The 23679-nt window shown below is 44.1% G+C and carries 23 protein-coding genes and 1 pseudogene; 8 read left to right on the top strand and 16 right to left on the bottom strand.

Features of this window, described 5'->3' with window-relative positions:
* Positions 1-112: 112 nt before the first annotated feature.
* The 8 genes from cobD to F6J94_RS08415 all read right to left on the bottom strand — a co-directional run bounded on the left by cobD (position 113) and on the right by F6J94_RS08415 (position 10545).
* Positions 113-1249, bottom strand: a complete 1137-nt coding sequence (gene cobD / locus F6J94_RS08450; RefSeq protein ID WP_293039004.1) for a threonine-phosphate decarboxylase CobD — start codon at positions 1247-1249, stop codon at positions 113-115.
* A gap of 26 nt (positions 1250-1275) precedes the next feature.
* A complete protein-coding gene (locus F6J94_RS08445) occupies positions 1276-1560 on the bottom strand; it encodes an HU family DNA-binding protein (RefSeq protein WP_287251158.1) in 285 nt (94 codons plus the stop codon).
* A gap of 519 nt (positions 1561-2079) precedes the next feature.
* Entirely contained in the window at positions 2080-4512 is a 2433-nt protein-coding gene (locus F6J94_RS08440; RefSeq protein ID WP_293039001.1) for an AMIN domain-containing protein, read from the bottom strand.
* Between the two features lie 309 nt (positions 4513-4821).
* Positions 4822-6042 carry a transposase gene (locus F6J94_RS08435; protein WP_293038998.1) on the bottom strand — a complete coding sequence of 407 codons (1221 nt, stop codon included), beginning with the start codon at positions 6040-6042 and terminating at the stop codon, positions 4822-4824.
* A gap of 281 nt (positions 6043-6323) precedes the next feature.
* Positions 6324-7082, bottom strand: coding sequence for a GspMb/PilO family protein (locus F6J94_RS08430; RefSeq protein ID WP_293038995.1), 759 nt, complete (start codon positions 7080-7082; stop codon positions 6324-6326).
* Entirely contained in the window at positions 7079-7879 is an 801-nt protein-coding gene (locus tag F6J94_RS08425; protein ID WP_293038992.1) for a PilN domain-containing protein, read from the bottom strand. Before F6J94_RS08425 ends, F6J94_RS08430 begins: the two co-directional genes overlap by 4 nt.
* Positions 7880-7883: 4 nt before the next feature.
* A complete protein-coding gene (pilM, locus tag F6J94_RS08420; protein ID WP_293027649.1) occupies positions 7884-8987 on the bottom strand; it encodes a type IV pilus assembly protein PilM in 1104 nt (367 codons plus the stop codon).
* Between the two features lie 265 nt (positions 8988-9252).
* On the bottom strand, positions 9253-10545 hold the full coding sequence (locus F6J94_RS08415) for a folylpolyglutamate synthase/dihydrofolate synthase family protein (RefSeq protein WP_293038989.1): 1293 nt from the start codon (positions 10543-10545) through the stop codon (positions 9253-9255).
* A 68-nt stretch (positions 10546-10613) separates the two neighbouring features.
* On the opposite strand from F6J94_RS08415, the gene bchM reads away from it, so the two are divergent.
* The 3 genes and pseudogenes from bchM to F6J94_RS08400 all read left to right on the top strand — a co-directional run bounded on the left by bchM (position 10614) and on the right by F6J94_RS08400 (position 12272).
* A complete protein-coding gene (gene bchM / locus F6J94_RS08410; protein WP_293027621.1) occupies positions 10614-11300 on the top strand; it encodes a magnesium protoporphyrin IX methyltransferase in 687 nt (228 codons plus the stop codon).
* Between the two features lie 170 nt (positions 11301-11470).
* Positions 11471-11872 carry a hypothetical protein gene (locus F6J94_RS08405; RefSeq protein WP_293038986.1) on the top strand — a complete coding sequence of 134 codons (402 nt, stop codon included), beginning with the start codon at positions 11471-11473 and terminating at the stop codon, positions 11870-11872.
* Positions 11873-11893: 21 nt separating this feature from the next.
* Positions 11894-12272, top strand: a pseudogene (locus F6J94_RS08400) (DUF423 domain-containing protein).
* A 12-nt stretch (positions 12273-12284) separates the two neighbouring features.
* Here F6J94_RS08400 and F6J94_RS08395 read toward each other — a convergent pair.
* On the bottom strand, positions 12285-12425 hold the full coding sequence (locus tag F6J94_RS08395; RefSeq protein ID WP_293038983.1) for a hypothetical protein: 141 nt from the start codon (positions 12423-12425) through the stop codon (positions 12285-12287).
* Positions 12426-12430: 5 nt separating this feature from the next.
* Here F6J94_RS08395 and F6J94_RS08390 point away from each other — a divergent pair, with 5 nt between their 5' ends.
* On the top strand, positions 12431-12625 hold the full coding sequence (locus F6J94_RS08390) for a hypothetical protein (RefSeq protein WP_293038980.1): 195 nt from the start codon (positions 12431-12433) through the stop codon (positions 12623-12625).
* Here the strand turns inward: F6J94_RS08390 and F6J94_RS08385 are convergent.
* Entirely contained in the window at positions 12595-13530 is a 936-nt protein-coding gene (locus F6J94_RS08385) for a glycosyltransferase (RefSeq protein WP_293038977.1), read from the bottom strand. The genes F6J94_RS08390 and F6J94_RS08385 overlap by 31 nt on opposite strands.
* Positions 13531-13589: 59 nt before the next feature.
* Here F6J94_RS08385 and menB point away from each other — a divergent pair, with 59 nt between their 5' ends.
* Positions 13590-14423, top strand: a complete 834-nt coding sequence (menB, locus tag F6J94_RS08380) for a 1,4-dihydroxy-2-naphthoyl-CoA synthase (RefSeq protein WP_293027652.1) — start codon at positions 13590-13592, stop codon at positions 14421-14423.
* Here menB and F6J94_RS08375 read toward each other — a convergent pair.
* The 4 genes from F6J94_RS08375 to F6J94_RS08360 all read right to left on the bottom strand — a co-directional run bounded on the left by F6J94_RS08375 (position 14415) and on the right by F6J94_RS08360 (position 16358).
* Complete coding sequence (locus F6J94_RS08375) at positions 14415-14582, bottom strand: hypothetical protein (protein ID WP_293038974.1); 168 nt, start codon at positions 14580-14582, stop codon at positions 14415-14417. The two genes, menB and F6J94_RS08375, sit on opposite strands and share 9 nt — an antisense overlap.
* A gap of 348 nt (positions 14583-14930) precedes the next feature.
* Complete coding sequence (locus F6J94_RS08370; RefSeq protein ID WP_293038971.1) at positions 14931-15245, bottom strand: hypothetical protein; 315 nt, start codon at positions 15243-15245, stop codon at positions 14931-14933.
* A 327-nt stretch (positions 15246-15572) separates the two neighbouring features.
* Complete coding sequence (locus F6J94_RS08365; protein WP_293038968.1) at positions 15573-15695, bottom strand: hypothetical protein; 123 nt, start codon at positions 15693-15695, stop codon at positions 15573-15575.
* Between the two features lie 42 nt (positions 15696-15737).
* Positions 15738-16358: a DUF721 domain-containing protein gene (locus F6J94_RS08360; RefSeq protein ID WP_293027637.1), complete on the bottom strand. Its 621-nt coding sequence runs from the start codon at positions 16356-16358 to the stop codon at positions 15738-15740.
* Between the two features lie 188 nt (positions 16359-16546).
* Between F6J94_RS08360 and F6J94_RS08355 the strand changes: the two genes are divergently transcribed.
* The 3 genes from F6J94_RS08355 to F6J94_RS08345 all read left to right on the top strand — a co-directional run bounded on the left by F6J94_RS08355 (position 16547) and on the right by F6J94_RS08345 (position 20057).
* The gene (locus F6J94_RS08355; protein WP_293038965.1) at positions 16547-17968 is read left to right on the top strand and encodes a hypothetical protein; all 1422 of its coding nucleotides are present in this window, start codon (positions 16547-16549) and stop codon (positions 17966-17968) included.
* A gap of 79 nt (positions 17969-18047) precedes the next feature.
* Positions 18048-18743, top strand: a complete 696-nt coding sequence (locus tag F6J94_RS08350; protein WP_293039019.1) for a PspA/IM30 family protein — start codon at positions 18048-18050, stop codon at positions 18741-18743.
* Positions 18744-19289: 546 nt separating this feature from the next.
* Complete coding sequence (locus F6J94_RS08345; RefSeq protein ID WP_293027643.1) at positions 19290-20057, top strand: PspA/IM30 family protein; 768 nt, start codon at positions 19290-19292, stop codon at positions 20055-20057.
* Between the two features lie 239 nt (positions 20058-20296).
* On the opposite strand, the gene F6J94_RS08340 is transcribed toward F6J94_RS08345, so the two are convergent.
* Both F6J94_RS08340 and F6J94_RS08335 read right to left on the bottom strand, forming a co-directional pair.
* Positions 20297-21262, bottom strand: coding sequence for a glycosyltransferase family 2 protein (locus F6J94_RS08340; RefSeq protein WP_293027646.1), 966 nt, complete (start codon positions 21260-21262; stop codon positions 20297-20299).
* A gap of 336 nt (positions 21263-21598) precedes the next feature.
* Complete coding sequence (locus F6J94_RS08335) at positions 21599-23116, bottom strand: carotenoid oxygenase family protein (protein ID WP_293038962.1); 1518 nt, start codon at positions 23114-23116, stop codon at positions 21599-21601.
* Between the last annotated feature and the right edge of the window lie 563 nt (positions 23117-23679).

Genomic DNA, 23679 nt, shown 5'->3' with positions numbered 1-23679 from the left:
CAACCTTCTAACCTTCAACCTTCAACCTTCTAACCTTCAACCTTCAACCTTGGCCAAAAGGCCACGCTACGCGTTCAACCTTCAACCTTCTAACCTTCTAACCTTCTAACCTTCAACTTATCAAGATAGCGTCTAAAGCTGTTAGTAAGCGTTGGTTATCTGCCTGTGTACGTACAGCGACCCGGAAAAAGCGATCGCCTAATTCCGGGAAGCTTAGGCAATCTCTGATCAGAATCCGATGGTGTTGGAGTAGTTGTGCTTGGATCTGTGACGTGGATTTTTCTGAGTGGACTAGCAAGAAGTTAGCTGCACTGGGGTAAGGTTGAAGACCAGGTAACTTAGCCAGTCCCTGAAACAGTTGCTTACGCGCTGGTGCTAGCCAATCCCAGGTTTGCTGTTGAAATGCTCTATCCTGAACCACTGCCGCTGCGGCTGCCGCTGCTAAGGTATTTATTGGCCAAGGGTCTCGCCACTCCTGCCAACGTTGGAGTCGCTCAGGGTGGGCAATGCAATAACCTAGTCTGAGTCCAGGAAGACTGTAAAACTTGGTAAGCGATCGCAAAATTACCAAGTTCGGATAGTCCCCAATTAAAGGAATCAGGCTTTGCTCCTGCTCAGGAGGCAGGAAATCCATGAAAGCCTCATCCACAACCACCAAAGCAAATTGCTTCAGATAAGGCTCAATTGCTTCTGAGGTAAACAATTGACCTGTGGGATTGTGGGGGGTATTCAGCAGCAAACCCTGTCGAGTCCCCTCTTTTTGAAGTGAGGAAGTAAGGGAGTCAGGGAGTAAGGGCATCAAAGAATCAATTTCCCTGCCCATCTCCCCATCTCCCAATCTGACACTAGGTGTCGAGAGTTCCCTCATTAGGGGGCACTCCCTAATTCTTGCTCCAAATGCCTTCAGTCCCCGTTGGTAGTCCCTAAATGCTGGAGTAATTATCAAGGTTTCATCTAGTTCTGATAGCTCGCGACAAGCCCAAGTTAATAATTCGGCTGAGCCATTACCTGGAAGAATCCAGTCTGGGGGCAGGGTTGGATGCAGTTGCGTCAAACACTGCCGCAGCTCGGCGTAATTGGGGTCAGGATAAGCTACCAGGTTATCTAGCCCAGACTCAATCGCTGCGATCGCACTTTTAGGGGGACCAAGAGGATTGATGCTGGCAGAAAAATCAAGAATTAAGGAAGGAGGACAGTTAGCCAGTGCTGCTGCCCAGGCTAAATTTCCCCCGTGACTTGGTCGTTTCAAGGACAAGTTTCTGAGTGAATCAGCGATTACTCCTTCGGTGGTGCAACTCTCTCTTTAAAAACCTTACCAGCAGAAAAGGCTGGAACCTTAGTTGCCGGAATTTCCATCTTTTCACCAGTTTTGGGATTGCGACCCTCACGAGCCTTACGCTCCCGGGATTCAAAGGAACCAAAGCCCACTAAGGTGACTTTATCACCCTCAGACACTGCTTCCATAATCGTTTCTATCGTAGCAGTTAGTACTGCATCCGCTTGTTTTTTGGTTACAGTAGCTCTTTCCGCCACTTTATCAACTAATTCACCCTTATTCATTCAAATCTCCTTGTTTTTCAGATCATCCAACCAGGGTTTTCAACAAAAAAATCGCTGCAACACTCGCAGCTTCAAGGTTTCACTGCATTATTCTAATGTTTGCAATGCCGATATGGATCGTTGAATGCTTTAATTTATATAGATTTCAGAATTTTGTCCCAAAATGCTCCCCTAAATTTATTCCTTAGGGAGTAGACAATCATAATTTTTTATGATCTTTGATTGTTAATTATATATAACTAATTATTTTACGGTAAGCCCCCCGCTCTAGGCGTGCTTGGTAGGTCTGCTATGGATAAGCATGGATAAGCATTGTTGAGAGCCCTTTTTAGGTATTGACAATGACCATTATATTAAGTTATAATTTCTGTTTATCAAAAATCAACCAAACCAACTCAATAAAATTAATTCAACACGTAAAAGTCTCAAAACGTAACTACTCCCACCACTAAAGTAGGCGGGAGCTGTCAAACCGGAAGTGTTAAGGCACTTTTAGCTGAACTTTACCTTGATTTCCCCTTAGTTACCTGGAGACTGAAACCCTCCCCGGTTTAACATTTGACGGGCATCCCGTCCAGGAGTGTAGCTGTAACCATACCCACCATTGCGGTCTGTGTCATCCATAATTTGAGGGGTCACCAGGATAATCACTTCAGTACGCTGATTCTGCTTATCGGTGCTTCTGAACAGAGCACCAAGTAAGGGAATATCACCCAAAATTGGCACCTTCGATACCGTTGTGCGGTCAGTGTCCTGAATAATGCCAGATAGAATTAACGTCTGACCATCCCGCAGACGAACTAGTCCAGAGCTGAGTTCTCGGCGACTGAGGAATGTGATGGTGTTTTGTGCATTATCACTGTTAAAATCTTGAGTTCCGGAGGGGGCTGTGATCGACGGAGCTGTAGATAAGGTGATAAAACCATTGTCGTCAATTCTCTCAACATTGACCGTTAGCACTAAACCAGCCTCTTCAATAACCGGGGTGATGGTTCTAGTGGTAGCACCACCGTCTGTGTCTATATCTGTCCTCACACTGGTCAGTACTTCCTGAACCAACCGGACACTAGCTTCCTGCCCTTCTTGGATGACTAGAGTTGGGTCGGTCAGAATCTTGGCGTTGTTGCTGGTAATCTGAGCCTGCAATGTTAATAAAAACTTATCAGGGAACTCAAATAGAGAAGGAAGCGCAAACCCGAAATCAACTCCATCATCTTGAACATCCACCTCCGCCAAACCTGGCTGGAATGGATTATTATTTCGACCAAAGCCAGGACGTGCAAAGACGGCTGGAGTACCAGCGCTTTCATTGAAACCCTCAATTAGGTTATCAAAGGGAGCATTTTGTCTCTCTAGGAATATATCACCATCTCCCTCTGGGTCGGAGAATTGAAATTCGGTAACAGTAGGAATCTGACTATCAACCACAGTGTTTCTACTGGGGGGATTAACCCTACCGAAATTAACTGCTGCGGCTCCGCCATCACTGACTACAAAGGTATCATTAATCCCAAAGGAGAAACTGGCATTATAGGCATCCGTTCCAGCCAGGTTAACATCGATAATCTTGACATTTACCGCCACTTGACGGCGACGAGCATCCAACTGTTTGAGTAAAGAGGTTGCAATTTCAATTTGCCTGGGCTCACCCACCAGAGATATGGAATTAAGTCGGTCATCCGTAGATACTGCTAATCCCCTCAGCAACAGTGCCCCTTGGCTACCGTCTTCCTGCTCACTGGTAATTGCTCGAATTTCTGGGGGTCGTTCGATTTGTCGCACCACTCGTTGGGTTTCAGGATCGATGATTTCTTCCGTCTCGATTACTACCTGTTGCACTTCTGCTCCCTGAGTGGCTAGGAAAGTAGCAGCCCCTTGAACACTGGCTTGATTGAGCCGTAGAGTACGACTAATTAGATTACGAGCGGCTTGAGGGAGTTTTGCCCCAACAAAAATTGTGCTTCCCCGACGGTTAGCCTGAAGACCAGACAGCTGGAGAATATAGTTGAAAGCATCTTGAACCGGTTCGTTTTCTAAATCAATAGAAATGGTGAACTGTGCTGCACCGGAGTCTTCATCTGACTCAGCAAAGGCCAGATTGAGTCCAGCAGAACGAGCTAACAGAGACAACACTTCTCGAATCGGTGCTTCTCGTAATACTAAACGAGGCACTAGAGTTGCTGTGCCGAGATCTATAGTGCTAGCAGCAGCATTAATATTGGAAACAGCAATATCCCCCACTGGTGGTGCTACTGCTCTAGGTAAGAAGGGGGGCGCTGGCGCAATTGGTTGCACCGCATTAGCTGGAGCTGCCGGTATCCCATCAATAATAATTTCTGGCTCAGGTACCAGCACATCTGGCTCAGGAGCGACTATTTCTGGAGGTTCAGGAGTTTCTGAGGGGTTAGCCTCTGGCTCTGGTTCTGGTTCCGAAAGTTCCGCTGGTTTCTCCATCTGTTCCGTTTCAGCATTAGTTCCTCTATTAGGAAATTGAGCCAGCTTCATCACCGATGAGTCTTGGATAGGTAATATCCCCTGATTCTCAGTAGTGGTGTCAATGCCTAAGGTAATTCCCTGAGGGTCCCTTTGGATCAGTGAACTGATTGGGAGTTTGTCAGTGCCTCGAATCGTCACCCTGACCCGGTTGTCATCCAGTTCCTTAACCGCAACCGCACTGATATTGGGTAGGGGGTTTGTCTTACGGAAGTTAGTCCCTTGGGGCAAACTCAGCTGGGTATTAACCAGATCAGCTACCAAGACATTGCCTTGGTTGACAGCAAAAATCTGTGGAGGCTCATTACCCCCTTTTGTCTCAAGTTTAAGTTCCAGTTCACTCCCCTGCTGGTTGAACCGTATGGCACTAACTTGGCTTGCTGCTACTACAGGCTGTGTTGCCCATAAAGCCACTGCTGTAGCCGCGAACACTCCACCACATACTTGAATCTGTCTCACGGTCACTTCCTCAAATCTCCTGACTCAAATCAAAATTATTGCATACTAAGGGCTGTTGACGGTTAAGGGTTGAAGGTTGAAGGTTTAAGGTTTAAGGTTTATGATTGAGACGTTAAGGATAAGTTAACACTAAATACTCAACAAACAACAACAAAAACCAACACTAATAACCCTGTCAGCTCCATAAAACAGCAGGTTATCCCAATTCCCAACAACTTGGCTACCGCTCAATTCCCCAATCTTGCCATCTCCCCATCATTAAATTGGTAGCAAGAATATAGCAAGAGTGACATACTCCCACACTGACTTTTACAAGTTCAGTGTGGGCTTCTTTCCAACTCCACCTACTGGTTCGGATACTCGGAAAGCTTTACTGCTGACGGGATGCCCCACCGCCAATTTCAAAATATTTTTAGCCGCATTCACATCACGGTCTTCCGTATATCCACATTTAGGACAAGAATGGATGCGGTCTTTTAGTCTTTTGAGTACTTTTGTTCCGCAGTTAGAACAATTTTGACTAGTATTTCGGGGATTTACTGCGATCGTGACCAAACCAGCATTTTCGGCTTTGTTTGACAAAATAGACAGAAATTGACCCCACCCAGCGTCTAATACAGATTTAGCCATTCTAGTCTTGGCCAAACCTTTAATATTTAACTTTTCATGAGCAATTATATCATGATCATCCAGCAAGCCCTTTGCAGTTTTGAAATGGAAATCTTTTCGAGTGTCAGCAACTTTTTTATGAGCTTTACCTAGTTTGCTGACAGCCTTCTTTCTATTGTTGCTACCTTTCTTTGACCTACTGACAGCTTTTTGGATTTTCTTTAGTCGCTTTTGAGCCTTTCGATAGTATTGAGGGATTGGTACCTCTGAACCATCAGATTTGACTAGGAAAGACTTGAGACCCATATCTATCCCAACAGGATTAGAAGCACTATCTATTGGGATAATGTCTGGCACAGAGTCATCTTGTACTGACAGCGTGACATAGTATCCGTCAGCCTTTCGAGTAATAGTAGCTGTTTTGATCTTAACCCCCTCTGGAATAGGTCGGTGGTAAATCATTTTGACCTTTCCGAACTTTGGAAGAGTCAAAATATTGCCATCTATAGGGGTCTTAGAAAGAGAAGGAAAAGTAAAAGACCGGTATCTGTTCTTTCCTTTGAATCGAGGTCTACCGCTTCTTTTGCCGTTACTATCACCTTTAAGGAATCGTTTAAAAGCTAGATCGACCTTTTTGACACAGTCCTGTAAGACTTGGGACTGAACTACTTTGTACCAAGGTCTATCCTTCTTTAACTGAGGAAGAGTTTTCTTTTGAGAAAAGTAGTCAGGATTATTTCTTAAGTCTGGCAAGTTACAAATTAAAGGACAGGAGTTGATAGAGCAGCGATTTTGTTCGTACCAGTTGAATCTGTCTGCCAATAAATAATTGTATTGGCAACGGAGCATGTCCAACCATTTCTCTATTTCAGATTCTTGAGCTTTGGTCAACCTTAACCGGTACTGGTACGCTGATATCATTGTTGTCATCTCCTGTTTTTCGACCTATCATCATGATAGCAAGTGTATTTACATGTGTCAAGGCAAAATGAAAGATAAAAATTTAATGATTAGACTTACTAGTTATGAAAAAAGACAGCTTCAACAAGAAGCTGATCGTAGAGGAATGACTTGCTCCGAATTGTTAAGAAGTTTGATAGCTCGTTTCCCTGAACCCAAAGACTCTGTGTAAAATTCATCCCACGCCGACTTTCAGTTCGGACGTGGGGCTTCTTTTACCGGTCAGCTAAAGGAACTTAGGATTATTTCTTCTTACCTGACTTGTTCTTACCATCCTTTTCCTCAGCTTTTTCTTCTTCCTCCTTATCCAAATCTCTAGCAGGCATGAGAGCTTCCAGGGTTAAGCTTGTTTTTAACTTAGGTTGAGGACCAGGAACTACTCTACCTTGCTGTAGCACTAGTGTTTGCGGTTCACTGATTTGAGCTTCTAGGTCTTTGATCAGCAACATCGCTTGTAGCCGCTCAAAGCTGCGCATAATTGACTGGACTTGTTGGAAGCTACCCTCAATTTCCACATTGACGGTTCTCCGTTTTAATTTGCCATCAACTAGGGTTCCTAAAGAGCCATCATTAACTATATTGATTCCCTCGGAATCTGGTTCATATTTAAGCAAAGTGCCTCTAGTATCCTTAACAAAGGTATTGAGATCAAGCAATAAGGTATCCATACTTTTTTCTGTGGAAAACTGACTCAATACCCGGCGGTTTTGCTGTTTAGCTTGCTTGAGTTCCTCCTCTTTCTGTTTTATTTTTTTCTGGAGTACTTCGGGATTTTGGAGGTCATTTTGCTTGGTTGATAAATCATTTTTTAAAGTCTGATACTCCTGCCAAGCCGGTAACATCAGGTTCATCGCTAGATAGACAGCAGCTGCCAGACCAAGAATAGCAAAGGTAATCCCAGAAACTTGGGGAGTAAAGGTAATGCCGAAGGCAGTAGGATACTCAGGCTCTTCCTCCTGACCTTCAACACTCATAAAGTCGTCATCAGTAGCATAGGTCATTGTTGAATCACTCCTTGGGATTGAAGGTTTCTAATCCGAGTCACTAATCCTACTGCTCCTTTACGGTCTAACTCTTTTAATAGTTCAGAAGCGGGGATATCACTCAGTTGAGTTTTAATAGTATATTCTACGACTTTAGGCAGGGTATATTTGACCTGAGTTACTAATTCTTTTTGACTCTCAGGAATTTCTAATTTGGTGGGATTATTGACTAACTGAGCTTTGAGCAGTTGAGTGTCATTTTTCTCGAAAAAGGAAGAATTCTGTAGGGTCAGCAAAAAGTAATTCACATCATCAAAGGTTCGAGCTGTACCGGAAATATCCAGCTCGATTTTAGGTCGTGAGTTAGCGCTAGACTCATCCTTAGAAGCGTTTTTGTCAGTGACTTGCTGTTGCTCGATGTCTTTAATTTGGACTCCGGGGGGAGTGCGCTCACGAATGTCCTGTAACATTGCTGACCAAGGCTTAATTTGATTAAAGACACTGGCAAGAGCATTAGTTTCGTCGTTTACCAGCTTGAGTTCCTTGTTTAGCTTACTAATTCGTTGCTTTTGCGCCCCCAAGGCTGCCAGTTTCTTGTCAACATCAGCAATTTCTTCTTTCAAGCGGGCGTTTTGATGTTGGAGAACTACCCAAAAGCCTCCCACCAATCCAGGTAGGATTAGACCCACTGCAGCTCCAATCAGTAGAGGGGTCATTTCCCCTAGAGCCATCCCTTGTCTACCGCCGACCTCCTGAACAGACTTGATCTCCTCAGGATTTCGGTCTTTTAAAAAATTAATATCAAGACTATACATAGTGTTATACCTCTCGTAATCCTAATCCAAGCACAGTTCCTAAGCTCGGTCGTTGCACCATCGGAATATCTTTCTCCACTTCTAGGGAAAGAGCCGCCACGGGATCCACCTGAATCGTAGGCAAGCTTAACCGTTGGGTAAAAAATTCATCAAGTTGTCCGATACCACCCCCAGGACCAGCTAGTAGGAGTTGGGCTACTTCTAGATTGTCCATCTGATTGAGGTAAAAATCGATAGAGCGCCTTAGTTCATCGGCAATTTCTCCCAAGACTTGGATCAGAGCCACCATCCCTGGATTTACCCCGGTCGAGCCGGTGCGAATGCCATCAACTGGGGTACTGGGAATAGTCATCCCCTGGAGGAGTTCGGTATTTCTAGAGGCTGGTAAATTCATCGCCCGTGATAAAGCACTCTGAAGTTGGTAGGTACCAATGGGAACAGTACGGGAAAACTGCGGTACACCATCTACAATTATCGCAATTTCAGTACTATCAAATTCAAGATCTACCAGAACGGCTGCCTCTTGGGAAGGAAATTGACGCAGTTGTTCTCGGATAGTCCGAATCAGGGCAAAGCTATTAATTTCGAGTACATCTACTTGTAACCCTACCTGCTCAAAGGTATCGAGATAGCTATCGGTGATTTCCTTACGAGTAGCCACCAGCAGGACTTGTACCTTTTCGATTCCATCTTCATCCACGAAGAAGCCCAGTTTCTGATAATCCAAATCCACTTCTTCCCGGGGATAGGGCAAATATAAGCCAGCTTCATGGTTGAGTACCATATCCCGGAGCTCGTTATCATCTAGCTCAGCAGGAATGGGAATAATCCGGATTACTGCTTCCCGCATTGGTAAAGCAGTAGCAACCCGCTCCACTTTGACTTGACTCTCCTGTAGGGCTTCTCGAATCAGTTCCGCTAAACCAGGGGAATCAACAATTTGTCCTCCTTCCCAGATCCCTTCTGGAACCTCATGAGCATATAGGGTGGTAGCTTTGAGGCTCTGACCTTGCCGCTGCAATTGAGCAATATGAATTCGTTCTGGGGCTAATTCTATACCAACACCTTGCTTGCGCCGGGAAAATAAATTTTTCAAACGGTTAACCATATCTAGCAAAGGGAGTAGGGAGTAGGGAGTAGGGAGTAGGGAGTAGGGAGTAGGGAGTAGGAAACTTGGGCTCAAAAATTTTCACAATTGATTTAGGTACCCTATCTGAGTTAGGTAGATGGGGAATTCAGGGAAATTTTTGTATAACCCAGGGTCATGGAAATCAACATTAGGGTGCTATTTATGGTACCCAATCTATCTCACAATCATGACAATTTTTTGATTAATCGTGAAATTGATTATTGTATCCATTAGCCATTACCCATTACCCATTACCTCCAACAAAAGCTTGTGTTCGCAAAAAGTGACCAACTAGGTACAGAGAGCCACAAAGGACAGTAATCCTCTCGTCAGCTTCGGCTTTGTTAAAAATAGCACGGAGTCCTGTCACTAACTCTGGATAAGTAGCACAATCGGCTAAGGTTGGACAAATTTGTTGCGCGAGAGTAGCCAAGTAGTCTAGCTCAGCTGAACTATGGTCAGGTACTGGCACTAGAGATAATCGATCCCCTGGTCTGAGCAAGGCATTAAAAATACCAGCATGATCTTTGGTTGAGAGTATACCCATTACCCAGTTGACGGATTTACCTAGGGTATCAACATATTGTCTCAACGCCTGAGCAGAGGCTTGATTATGGGCTCCATCAATCAGTAAATGGTGATTCTCCCAGCTAGTCCACTGCAAACGTCCCAGCCAAGTGGTTTTGGCCATCCCCAATGCGATCGCATCTTCTGGAATCTCCCAACCCTGCTGTTGCAGAACTTGTACCGTTGCGATCGCAATCGCGGAATTAACCAACTGCACCTCCCCCAACAAGGGCAAACTATAGCTGATCCCCCCATACTGAACCCATCTGAGATCTGGTCGGGTGCTTGGGGTCTTACCCTCTGGCAACTCTACTGCTGAGTCTACCCACACCACTGGACACCCCAACTGATTCACCCTTGATTCAACCACTGCCCTAGCTTCAGGGGGGAGCGGACCAATGACCGCAGGACACCCAGGCTTTAGGATTCCAGCCTTTTCCTTGGCAATATCAGCCAAGGTCGGCCCAAGGCGCTGCCAATGTTCCCAACTCAGGGATGTGATAATACTAACCAAAACGCGATCGCATACATTCGTGGCATCCAGCCGTCCTCCCAATCCCACTTCTATTACAGCCACATCCACCTGCTGCTGAGCAAAATACAACCAAGCAGCAGCAGTAGTCACTTCAAATAGGGTTGGTGGATCGGAACAGTTTTTTGGAATTGCTGCGATAACTTGCTCCAAAATTGTGCCTAGGGTATGGGTGGAGATGGGTTCTTGGTTAAGGCAAATCCGTTCTGTCCAATCCACCAGGTGAGGAGAAGTATAACGTCCGACTCGGTAGCCAGCTTTGGTGAGTATAGAAGACAGGTAGGCACAAACTGAGCCTTTACCATTAGTTCCAGCCACGTGAATGATTGGAAACTTCTGGTGGGGGTTACCTAAGCGCGATAGAAGTTGATCTATGCGTTCTAAGCCAAGCTCAACGCCAAAGTATTTAAAGGATTGGAGAAGGTCGTCAATATCCATGGGATGATTTTTGATGAACCGTAAATACGGGAAAGACACCAAGCTCAGGAGAGTTTTTGTTATTAAATATGAATACAGTTAATGATAAGGCGATTGTTAAGGATTATTTTAATGCCACTGGTTTTGACCGTTGGCGGCGGATTTATGGTGATGGCGAGGTTAACCGGGTACAGCAAGATATCCGGATTGGTCATCAGCAGACTGTGGATAAAGTGATCAGTTGGCTGGAGGCTGATGGAAATTTGTCAAGTTTGTCGATTTGTGATGCTGGCTGTGGTGTTGGGAGTCTGAGTATTCCTCTGGCCAAAAATAGCGCTATAGTTTTTGCTAGTGACATTTCTCACAAAATGGTAGAAGAAGCGCAGGTAAGGGCTAAGGAGAGTTTAGGGAATAGTGACAATCTCTCGTTTATGGTCAAGGATTTGGAAGGGTTAGGTGGTAGCTACCACACCGTAATTTGTCTAGATGTTTTGATTCATTATCCTCAGGATAAAGCGGCTGAAATGATAACTCACTTAGCCTCTTTGGCCGAGTCTCGTTTAATTCTTAGCTTTGCGCCGAAAACGTTGCTTCTTACTGCACTTAAAAAGATTGGTGAGTTTTTTCCAGGACCAAGTAAAACCACTCGTGCCTATCAGCATCGAGAAGCAGATATTGTTACTATTTTAGAAAATAATGGGTTTTCGATTCAGCGACAGGAAATGACTAGCACTAGCTTTTACTATTCTCGCTTATTGGAAGCTATTCGTAAGTAAAAAAAATAAGCAGTCAGCGGTCAGCCGTCAGCGGTCAGTTTAAAAATAAACCTGATAGCTGATTAGCTGATAGCACCTCAAGTAGCGTGGCCAAAGGGCTTTAGCTTACACCTAATCGAAATTGTCTGGTCATGGGAATAAACCATCTTTTTTAAAAGTTTGCTATTATAATGAAACGGTTTAAAAAAATATCAGCTGGTTTGGTCCTGACCTTTGGTATTCTATTATTGATGGTACCTGTTGTAGTATCAACTCGAAGGGAAGCAACGTCGCAGGATAAAGTTGATGCGCTGGGAAGTTTGATAGTAGGTATCCCAGCTACCTTTTGGGGAGTATGGTTAGCATGGGGAATGTATCGACAAGAGCAAAAAGAAGTCCTCGAACACCTTCAGTATACATTTTATAGCTTGATTGAAGACGAAAATGGTAGAATTTCAGTATTGAAATTAGCAATGACAGCCAAACTTCCTATAGCTGTAGCTCAAGACTATCTCGATCAAAAAGCTAGAGAGTATGATGCTACCTTTGAGGTTACTGAAGAAGGGAGAATCTTTTATAATTTTACACTTTAGGATTTAGGACTAATAAAATTGATGACTCGGATTTTTTTAGCGATCGCATCGATCTTAGGAGGATTATCAGTAGCAGCTGGAGCCTTTGCTAGCCACGCTTTGAAAGAAAAACTTACGGAACGAGCATTGGAAATTTTTCAGACAGGTGCCCGGTATCAAATGTACCATGCCCTAGCGAAGCATGTTAGTAGCCTTGTTGTTGAGCCGCGCAGAAGTAGCACAAACTCCCCTTACCGTAGCTGGCTCAGCTTTTATCGCTGGAATTGCCATTTTTTCAGGCAGTTTGTACGCCCTGAGCTTAACCGGGATCAAGTGGCTAGGAGCGATCGCACCATTAGGTGGTGCGGCGTTGATCCTAGGATGGGGTTGTTTAGCGATCGCTGCTTTCTCTTTCGAGTAATCACTACATATTTTAGGGAAAAGGGAACAGGGAAAAGGGAACAGGGAACAGGGAACAGGGAACAGGGAACAGGGAACAGGGAACAGGGAACAGGGAACAGGGAACAGGGAACAGGGAACAGGGAACAGGGAACAGGGAACGGGAAATAACCAATTTAAATGCAAATCAGCTTAAATATTTATTTTCTTGACTGTCAACCTTCAACCTTGGCCTATTGGCCACGCTACGCGAACAACCTCCAACCTCCAACCTCCAACCTTCAACCTCCAACCTCCAACCTCCAACCTTCAACCTCCAACCTTCAACCTCCAAGCTCCAACCTTCAACCTTCCATTTCCCGATTAGCAGCATAAACACCTTGAACGTTATACCAGTTAAGGAAAATTCGGGCAATTTCTAAGGCTAGCTGGGATTTACCTCGGTCAATTAGCCATTGTAAAAAGGGAGCCATGGTGCGTTCGTTGAGTCGTCCACCTAAAGACAGAATCCCCCAGAGTAATCGGTGTAGCCAGGTCATCTGAATCATCATCCTGACTTCCCAGGTAGGGTGTTTTCGATAAAACAATACACCCATACGCCCCCGTTGAATTTCCCGGTCAATCATCCGGGGAATTTGGTCGAGGCTAAAGGGAGGATGCCAATGATAACCTACCGCTTCGGGACATTTAATCAGTTTTAAGCCCAGCTGTTTGAGTCGGACACCTAGTTCTAAGTCTTCCCAGCCATAGAGTTGGAAGCGAGTATCAAAGAGTCCAGCTTCTAAGAGCCATTTTCGTGCGATCGCAACATTCCCCGTCGCAAAATAGGCAGCAGAGAAATCGGTAATTTTATAGGGTTCGCTGGTAGGGTCCTCGAAATTACAGGTATTGATCACCCAACCGTAAGTGAATAAGCGATCGCATCCCAGACGCTGCTGTGTCTGTACCAAAGCATCAGCATGAGACTGGAGGAAATGCTCAGTAACTACTAAATCACTATCAATAAAGATAATTATTTCACCCTTAGCCTCCTTCACCCCTAGATTCCGGGCTGCAGCCGGTCCAGCATGGTTTTGAGCAAATGAGCGTACATGGGGAAACTGATCCCCGTGTGCTGCCAACCAATCTAAAGTGCCATCCGTTGAGCCATCATCCACTAAAACAACTTCATAATCCCAGATCTGGCTATCTTGTCTAAGTTGCTGATGTTCTAACGCGATTAGGCACTTTTTTAGAATCGGTAAGCGATTGTAAGTGGGAATGACAATGCTTAAAAACAAGGGAACCTTATGAATTTGATATCATTGTGAACTTAAACAGCGATCGCGTGGAAAACTTTATGCAAATTGACTGGCAAACTGCCAAAACTTACGAAGACATTCTATACCATAAAACCGACGGTATTGCTAAAATTACCATCAATCGTCCCCACAAACGCAATGCCTTTCGTCCCAAAACCGTCTTTGAACTTTATGATGCTTTCTGTGATGCCCGTGAAGATCACAGTATTGGTGTTGTCCTATTGACTGGTGCTGGTCCCCACACCGATGGCAAATACGCCTTTTGTGCTGGTGGTGACCAAAGTGTACGAGGCAAGGCTGGATATATTGGAGAAGATGGCGTTCCTCGCTTGAACGTATTGGATTTGCAACGCCTGATTCGTTCCATACCCAAAGTAGTGATTGCCCTAGTTGCTGGATATGCTATTGGTGGTGGTCATGTCCTACATCTGATTTGTGACCTAACTATTGCCGCTGATAATGCTATCTTTGGTCAAACTGGCCCGAAAGTGGGTAGTTTTGATGGTGGGTTTGGCGCTAGCTATCTTGCCCGAATTGTTGGTCAAAAAAAAGCCCGAGAAATTTGGTTTCTTTGTCGTCAATACACCGCATCTCAAGCCCTAGAAATGGGTTTAGTTAACTGTGTAGTTCCAGTGGAGCAGTTGGAAGCGGAAGGGCTACAGTGGGCAAAGGAAATTTTGACAAAGAGCCCTATTGCCATTCGTTGCTTGAAAGCTGCATTTAACGCCGATTGCGACGGTCAAGCTGGTCTACAAGAGCTAGCTGGTAATGCTACCTTACTCTATTACATGACAGAAGAAGGAGCCGAAGGTAAACAAGCTTTCCTAGAAAAGCGTCCACCAGATTTTCGTCAATATCCTTGGTTACCTTAGATTATAGCAGTTCTCAATTTTTGAGGTACTTTCGCTGAAGGGGAGTAGGGAGTAGGGAGTAGGGAGTAGGGAAATGGGGAGATGGGGAGAATTATCCCTGTGTTGATGCAAAGCGCAAGTGAGGAGGGGCTGCATCAACACAGAGTCAAATTTTATCACTGTTCCCTGTTCCGGTGATCCGCTGTTCCCTACCTTGATAGGTTAATTTTAAACTTGGTGCCAAATTTGATATCAACAAAAAACGCACCTTATTTTGAATCAAAGTGCGACGAAAGCTATTTTAATAGCAAATATCAGGTGCCGATTTTTATGAAATTATTTGGCTTTTTAAGCTGACACCTTTGAGCAGGTAACTACTAGAACTAGAAGATTTGGTTTAAACTGGTTTTTGTGAAATTTGTTTATTTGAATTATTGATTGTATTAAGGTGGAAGTTACTAGTAAGATACTGCTAATCTTGCTAATAAGCTGATCTTGCTGATCAAACGAAGAATTTACATCAACAATTTACACCAGCATGATGTCTGTTGACGAATTCTTAGAGGTGATGGTCTCACCTTCAACGGTCATGTCTGACCCAGAGGAGTTTTCAGAACACTTTACCGATAGCTCCTCTGTGAGCATCATTTCTTCATCTTGCCAAATCTCTTCTAGTTTCTCCCAAGAAGAAGAAGAAGAAAAGGTAGGCAGAGCAAAAGCACAAGCTTTCCAGGTAGCTCTGACCGGCACCCCAAGTTGTTGACACATACCCCCTCGGCGTCCTTCTGACTGATAATACCGACAGAATCGACAACTAGATATAGGTAAATTCAATGTTTTCATGATAACTCTTTTTTCCGGAAAAATTTATATCCTCTTCACATTTAATTCTGCTACCCCTTACCTCAGCTTGTTATAGATAGCAAGCTGTTGACCAGCCTAGGTTATAGCCATATCCTTAACCACTGAGGCTTTAATATTTTCTTAATTATTTTGTTACAAATAGATACAAATTATTTTACAAAAAGTAACAAAAACCGATAGCTTCTGAAAGAATTGACTTGTTTTATACCAAAACCCCATAGGGATCAAGCAAAAAAACACACCAAAAGTGTATTTAGATACTGAATTTATTCGGATTAACTTATGCAAAAGTATCAGTTCAGTGTTCTAAAAATCAAGGGAACAGCGGATCCCGGAACAGGGAATTGGGAATAGGCAACAGCCAAGAGCCAAGAGCCAAGAGGGAACAGGAATGCCCTCTACTCCCAACTCCCAACTCCCAACTCCCAACTCCCTACCTCCCAACTCCCAACTCCCAACTAAAACCTTGCTCTAAATTTGCCATTGCTTAATAGCACAAAGACCACAGACATCCCAACGCTGGAGTTCTCCTGGTGGAGTCGGACACTGACACTGAGGACAAAGTGGTAAATTTTGCGATCGCATCTGCATCATCTTTGCCCAACGTTTAAACGCTGCTTGGGGTACCTGAGTTTTGTCAGTAGTTTTGTCAGTAGTTTTGTCAGTGGCTTCACTACTTTCTCTGTTTTCTGTGTGATCCAACTGCTCAGAAACCAGTGATGAAGACATTGGCAAAATGGTGCTAGGATGTCTATGGCTTGGGGTCTCAGATTGTGAATAGCCATTGCCCAAAACTTGTGTTTTCTGCCACTGAGCTGGAGAAAAGTGGATGTCAACTAGGGGCTCAGACCAACGAGCATTAAGCCGTTTCAACAACATCCGGCGCTGAAATTTTAGTTCTTGTGCCCAAACAGAGCTAGACGTAGCCACATATAAGATATCCCTGGAGATAGCATAGGGTCTGGTATGATTAGCTATGTTCACTCCTACTATTTCAGACCAACACTTAATTAGGTATGATAAGCGTTGTACACCTTGCCACTCGGGCTGATTTGTAATCCTATCTAAGATCTGATTGAGAGATTTAAGCATATCGCCTTACTATAATTAATTAATTTCTTCAGGACTTAGGTAACAGCGTCGAAGCCTGTGCCACGCTAGAAGCCTGTGCCACACTGGGCAAAAAACTAGCTTAGAGTTAGTAGGGTGACCCTCAAGATAGAATGGCTGCGTAAGTCCTGTTGCTTGTTCTGTAGCACAAACTACCGATAGAGTCCGCTATGAGCCAAAACTCCTCAGTTAATTCTTCCCCTAGCTCGACCGGTAACTACAACCTCAACTCAGTTTTACAAGCTGCTCTGAGTAGCCTTGATGTACAACTAGAGGAAGAATTAGCGCGCTACCGACGTCGAAGAGTAGGACGCCCAGTAATGACTAACCGTGGTCTTGGTCGTAACCGGGTCCGTAAACCCCTAGAGTTAATTTCTGTCGGTGAGGTACAACAGAAACCCTCACCATCACCGACAAACCAGACCATCCCTCGACTAAACCAGCCATCAACCATTGCACTGCCAAACCTAACTGCCAAAGGGAAAACTTCTCTCAAACAACCACAACAGCCATTGGTTGAGACTGAATCCCTAAATTCCCTGTCATCACAGTCCCCGAAACCTACTCAGCCACCAGTTGTATCCCAGCATAATAATGGGGAAAGTGCTAGCCTAGCAATTCAGAAAGAGGCTACCGAGCAACTTAACCCTCCTGAAAAATTGCCTGAAGACTCAGGTAGTTTGATCAAGTTAGGGGCTAACCAAACCCAGCCAGAAGATTATCTCGAATCATCAGAAAAACTACTACAGAGTCTGGCAGAAGACGAAGAAGAATTTGACAACCAAAAGCAGGTTTCCTACCAACTGTTGACTCCGTTGAATGTCGGTTTCATGGTACTTTTGCTGTTGTTAAGCGCTACCCTACCCTATATCTTCTCCAATCCATCGGTGTTAAGTAATCTGGATCTGTCGCGGCTGATCAGCTTCATCATCCCCAAGATCTCCAAAACCCCTCAGGAAATTACACCACATCAACCACAACAGACTGAGTCAGTTCCCCATTATCCCCTACAGGGTGGTCCTAATTTGGCATCTGAGGAATTTGTAGACTTGAACTTACATACCCTTTCTCAAGTAGAAGGTACTCCAAGACCGCAGCAAACACCTTTTTATACAAAAGATCTCCCTTTACCTAAGGTGGTTGAATCAGCTCCTAAGGTGGTAAATAGACCGATGCCTCCTAAAGGGTCTTCCTTATCTTCAGTACTTTTGCCTTCTGTTCAACCACTGCCAAAGGTTCCCCTGTCATCATTACCAACAACTTCAGGCTCTTTAGTACCCCCAGAAAGACGGGTACAGTCGGGATTACTTCAACCAGCTATATCTGAAACACTCCAAAATCAAGCCGCATCTCTAAGAACAGTGGCAGAGGATTCTTTACCTGCTCGCGATCCTTTCTACTATGTGCTGATCAACTACGATGGTAAACGTTCCCTACAGCAAGCTAGGACAATTGTTCCTGATGCCTATGTGCGCAAATTATCTCAAGGTACCCGCATTCAGATGGGAGCCTTCAAATTTGAACATGAAGCACAAGGTTTGCTAGAAAAACTCCAGCAACAGGGAATTTCTGCTTCGATTTATCGTCCTTGACTTAAGTGTTAAGTGTCAGGTTCAATCTGAATAACATCAGTTTTCATTCCCTAAGCCCTGATCATGATGGAAAGCTGCCATAGGATTACTAGATCGTATGTTTAGAATCATTCGCGCTAGCCTTAATAGTCTGATTAACCAACCTGAAGATCCTGAGAAAATCCTGGAACAGGCTGTAGATGATATGCAGCAGGATTTGATTCAAATGCGTCAGGCTGTAGCTCAAGCGATCGCTACCCAAAAACGCACGGAGCGACAAGCCTCTCAGGCTCAAGCCGCTGCTGAGCAATGGTACCGTCGCGCTCAGTTAGCCTTGTCAGCAGGAGACGACCAGTTGGCACGGGATGCCCTGACACGGCGGAAATCTCATCAGGTGACCGTCACAACTATGAAAGCTCAGCTGTCCCAGCAAGCTGATATTGTGTCCAAGCTCAAGGAAGATCTGCGTACCCTAGAACATAAAATCTCAGAGGCGAAAACCAAAAAGAACTTGTATATTGCTCGGGCTCAATCAGCTAAGGCATCCATGAAAATTAATGAGATGCTCGGTAATGTAGGTACCAGTAGTGCCTTGAGTGCTTTTGAGCAGATGGAAGATAAGGTAATGGAGCTTGAAGCCCGGTCTGAGGCAATGGCTGAGTTAGGTAGCAATCAACTGGATCAGAAATTTGCCGCTCTCGAAGCTAACGATGATGTGGAAGCTGAGTTAGCCGCCATGAAAGCTAATCTGATTCAAGGAACCGAAACTCCCAAATTACCCTCAACTCAGGCATAATAACCGAAAAATCTGGAAAAATTGGATAAATAGCTGGAAAAAGTAATTAGTGTCCCTGTGGTCAGCTCAATTGCAGGTTGGAAACGTTGTATCAAAACACCTTAGAGCCTTGACCCAAGGGGTTACTATACAGGCAAACATCCCTTTATCTATCTTCTTTCTGAATACTCACAAAGCAAATAGGTAGAATAAGACAAGGACGTTTTCTGCTGAAGATGGCACTATTATATCATAAGCGCCTGTGGAAACCAGTTTTTAACCCCTCGAACAGCAATCCCGATAAATCCCCCATGGTTCAGCCGCCAGAGAGTTCAAACCTTAGCTTGTTGTCTAGCACTTTTTCCCAAGAAGTTTTTACACTGGATCAAAGGCTCCCTGTCTTAATGGCTAGGGTATGGGTCAAGCCCGCGAATTTTTCAGCTACCCAACCAGACTTGAGACTCGACAGCAACAATTGCTTGTCCCTCAAGACAACTTAACTAGGCTTACGCACCAGCAAGCCAGTTTTTTACCTACAATGTACACTCCTAGAGGATAAACAGTGTTATGGGATTATTTGATCGCCTGAGCAGAGTGGTCAGAGCTAATCTGAACGATATGGTCAGCAAGGCTGAGGATCCAGAAAAGATTCTTGATCAAGCTATTGTTGATATGCAAGAGGATCTGGTTCAATTGCGTCAAGCAGTTGCCAGGTCAATTGCTGAACAAAAACGCACAGAGCAGCAATACAACAAAAACCAAACAGAAGCTAACAACTGGCAGAAGAGAGCTCAGCTGGCTCTGACCAAAGGGGATGAAAACCTAGCTCGTGAGGCTCTGGTGCGTAAGAAGAGCAATGCTGATACTGCTGCTACCCTGAAAACTCAGTTGGATCAGCAAACTGAGCAGGTCAATACTCTTAAGCGTAATCTGGTTGCTCTCGAAGGCAAAATTTCCGAAGCCAAGACCAAAAAGAATATGCTCAAAGCACGAGCTCAGGCGGCTAAGGCTAATGAAAAGTTACAACAAACCATGGGGTCTCTCAATACTAGTGGCTCCTTAGCAGCGTTTGAGCGTATGGAACAGAAAGTCTTGGAGATGGAGGCTCGTTCTCAAGCTGCCCATGAGCTGGGTGGTGCTGACTTGGAAAGTCAATTTAGACTCTTGGAAGGCAATGATGTTGATGATGAGTTGGCCTCAATGAAAGCTCAGTTGGCTGGTGGTTCTGTATCTCAAGAAGCTTTACCAGCTTCAGAGGAGAAAAAATCTACTTCCTCAGATTCACCCGTTGACAAAGAGTTGGAAGACCTTCGTAAACAAATTGATAATCTGTAGTCAGATCAAATCCGGTTAATCACTTTGGCTTCAGGGAAATTGTTAATTTTTAATGTTTAAGGGTTAATTGGTAATTGTTAATTGGTTATTAGCTAATTGGTTACTAGCTAATTGGTTACTAGCCAATTTACAATTTTTAAGTTTTAGTTGACTAATTAATCACTTTGTGTTAAAGAAAATGGTTAATGGTCAATAGGCAATTTCCGACCAATGACCAATGATTTAAGTTAGTTGCCCCATTAAACCGGCAACTTGTGGTATAATGAGGGTTCGCCGCCTAGAGTCTTTCTAAGTAACAGTAACTTCCAAGCAATGGGTGAGAAAGCAATCGGTGAAAAACACTCAGGAAACAATAACTTAGCGGCACTGAGGAACTTACCTCGTTTAAGAGCTACTAAGCCCCAATGTAATCTCAGATAAGCTCCCAGCTCCCACAGTAATGGCACTTTACCTTGGTATTTATTACTGATTTGTGCATAGATTTTTTCCTTAATGGAAATATGGGTCTTCAGACGTTTCCCGAACGAAAACTTTTGATTATAAGCACCAGACCAAACCGTCCGGTAAGCTAAACACTTATTGATAAATATAGCATCCCCAAACTGAGCAATTTTAATCCAGGAATCAATATCATCAAAGTTGGTATCTAAGCTAGAATCCCAACCACCGGAACTGAGAAACCCATCACGGGAGAAAGCGACTTGTACTGGGGTCCCAAACGGTACCATTTCCAGAAGCATTCCATAATGAATGTCTTCTTGGGCAATATATAACCTTTGCAGTGAACCCACTCGCCGTGTTATACTTAGTTCGGCTCCTAAGGTATCTACTTGAGCCGATTGGCAAGAGCAAATCACTGCTTTCGGATGTAATGCGATCGCATCAGCCATTTCTTCAATACAGTTCCTGGCTAAGTAGTCATCATCATCCAACAGCTTGATCCAATCACCAGTTGCCAACTCTACCCCTTGATTTACCGCTTCCGCGTGACCTTTATTGTAAGCATTTCGGTGATAAACTAAGCTTTGCTCACCACCACGTGCTAAGGCTTCGCTGCGCTCTTTGACATAACCTTCGGTCCCATCAGACGAACCGTTGTCAACGATAACAATTTCACAGGCAAATGTCTGAGCAAGTGCGCTTTCTATCGCACGCTTGAGTAAATCTAGGCGATTATAAGTCGTGATGACAACGCTGAATTTCATCTGGCACCCCTGAGGAAAATTCTGCTATTAGCTTAGCTTTAACTATCAAAGCTCCAACCCTATAATTCCCCTGCAAGCTTAATAACTAATAAGTTTAGCTCAATTATCTCCTCATGTTGGTTAAAACTTTAAAAAACCTGATTCAACCTTGGCCTATTGGCCACGCAATCGCGTTCAACCAACTAACCTTCAACCTTCAACCAACTAACCTTCAACCTTCAACCAACTAACCTTCAACCTTCAACCAACTAACCTTCAACCTTCAACCAACTAACCTTCAACCTTCAACCAACTAACCTTCAACCTTCAACCAACTAACCTTCAACCTTCAACCAACTAACCTTCAACCTTCAACCCAACTCCCAACAACTCACAACTCCAGCTACCATGTAAGCCGTAAGGAATATGATGCTTCAAGTGGAGTGTTGCTACCGGTCCACTAGTTAAATCACGACCATCTAATATTACTAGATCCGATCGGTGATGACTAGCATCATATACTAAGGTCAATACCCAACCATCATCTTCTCGTTCAGCATTGGGTCGTGGCACAAACATTGGTTCATTTACAAAACCCTTAGGCGCAGCACTCCAGAATTGTTGTGTCTTTGTTGCCGTATCTATTTTGAGAATTCCTTGTAATGGAGCATTACCGGTGGGATGATCAGTAGCTCCGATAAATAAGTAGCGATAGGGATGTCCTACATAATTAGGGTTAATGCTGGGAAACTCGCAACAGCGCTCTTCTAACAACTTACTCGCTACGGTTTTCTCCGTTAAGTTTAAACTAAAGCGCCAGAGTTGCCCTGGTGCGATCGCATTAAAATCAACCTCCCGAAAATCACTACCTACGTCTAGTGCTGATAATGACTCGTAGCAAATGGAATCCACATAAATCTTGCCATCTTCCTCAAAAGCATTAGCGTGATGGAAGATAAAGCCCGATTGGGTTTCTAGGATTTTGACTCCCTCTGTATTCTGTTTACGAGGAATCACTATAATCCGGGTCGGTTGCTCAGGCTGATATGCCACACACTCACCAGCTCCTCGGTATCCCAACAGGAACGGAATAGGATTATAGCTAACAGGATTTTGGAAAAAAATACAGTAGTTTGGGGTAATCGCAAAATCGTGGATAAAGGCAAAACCAGGAACAATATAAGCCTGACGTCGTAATAGTTTACCGGTTGGGTCGAATTCGTAAATAGTAATTTTGGTAGACAGACCTGGCTGAATCCCGAAATTCACCAGACAGGGTTGACCACCATCAAGCTTACTACTAGGGTCAATCCAAGGATGAGCAGCAAAGAATTCACCCCCTGCTAATACTCCATCCAAGTTATCTTCACCCAAGGTTTCAAGGGTATGGGGGTCCAAACCGTAAGGTTTAGCTGCTTCCCATAAGGCTAAGAGCTTGCCACCCCAGTAGATTACATTGGTATTAGCAATATTTTTGAGTTGGACATCAAATAGATTCGCTAACCAACCCCCAGGCTTCTGAGTGCCAAACACTCCTCGATAAAGGGGTTTCCCCGCTTTCTGTTCCGCTAAGAAGCCCTCTGTGCGTACAAACCGATTGCGAAAATGGGCTCGACCGTGATCAAATGCGATCGCACAAATCATCCCATCCCCATCAAACGGATGATGCACCGGGTAACCATTAATATCCAGCAAACCAGGACCATTCCTTAACCAAGTCCCCTGCAACTCCCCAGGAATTTCCCCTTCTACCTGATCAATCCAATAATCGTATTCGCCCGGTTGGGACTCATAACCCCTTGCCCAATATTCCTGGCTATAGGACATCCCAGGATTAGAATCCCCATTGGCTTCTTTGGATAACACATTTTTCATTGCTTGTCAAGTCTTTATCCAGATTATTTTATAAATAGTTTTTAACTTTATTTACATTTTATTACTTTATCAGACTGTCTATAGCAAAGGGAATAGGGAGTAGGGAATAGGGAATAGGGAATAGGGAATAGGGAGTAGGGAACAGCAAACAAAAATTCTCATAATTCATTTGGGAGCCCTATATCCATTACCCATCTCTGTAGCCCTGGCTAAGGTTATTTAACAAAACTTTACATCCATGGCTAGCAAGTATAGGAATAATAATATATATTATTATTCCCAGCAGTAATAATTAGTATTTATAGTAACAATAACGGCATCAAGCCACTATTAATCAAGCATCAGTTGTCAGCAATCAGCCGTGAGCTTTTAGCTCACGCTACTTACTTGTTCACTTAATTTTCAACACTTTAGCCATTGGGAAATATCCCGACCAATCAAATCTTGAAGCTGGAGGATATCCTCGCGATAGAATTCAATCAATTGCTTCCGCACTGCTGGTGATAACTTAGGTTTCCCACGATTTAAATATCTAATCTTGTTAACTAGTTTATCCCTTAGGA

Origin of the sequence: Moorena sp. SIO1F2 (genome assembly GCF_010672755.1) — a bacterium.
Taxonomy (GTDB): Bacteria; Cyanobacteriota; Cyanobacteriia; order Cyanobacteriales; family Coleofasciculaceae; genus Moorena.
Note: the sequence above shows the minus strand (reverse complement) of the source record. Positions and strands in the feature narration are given on the sequence as shown.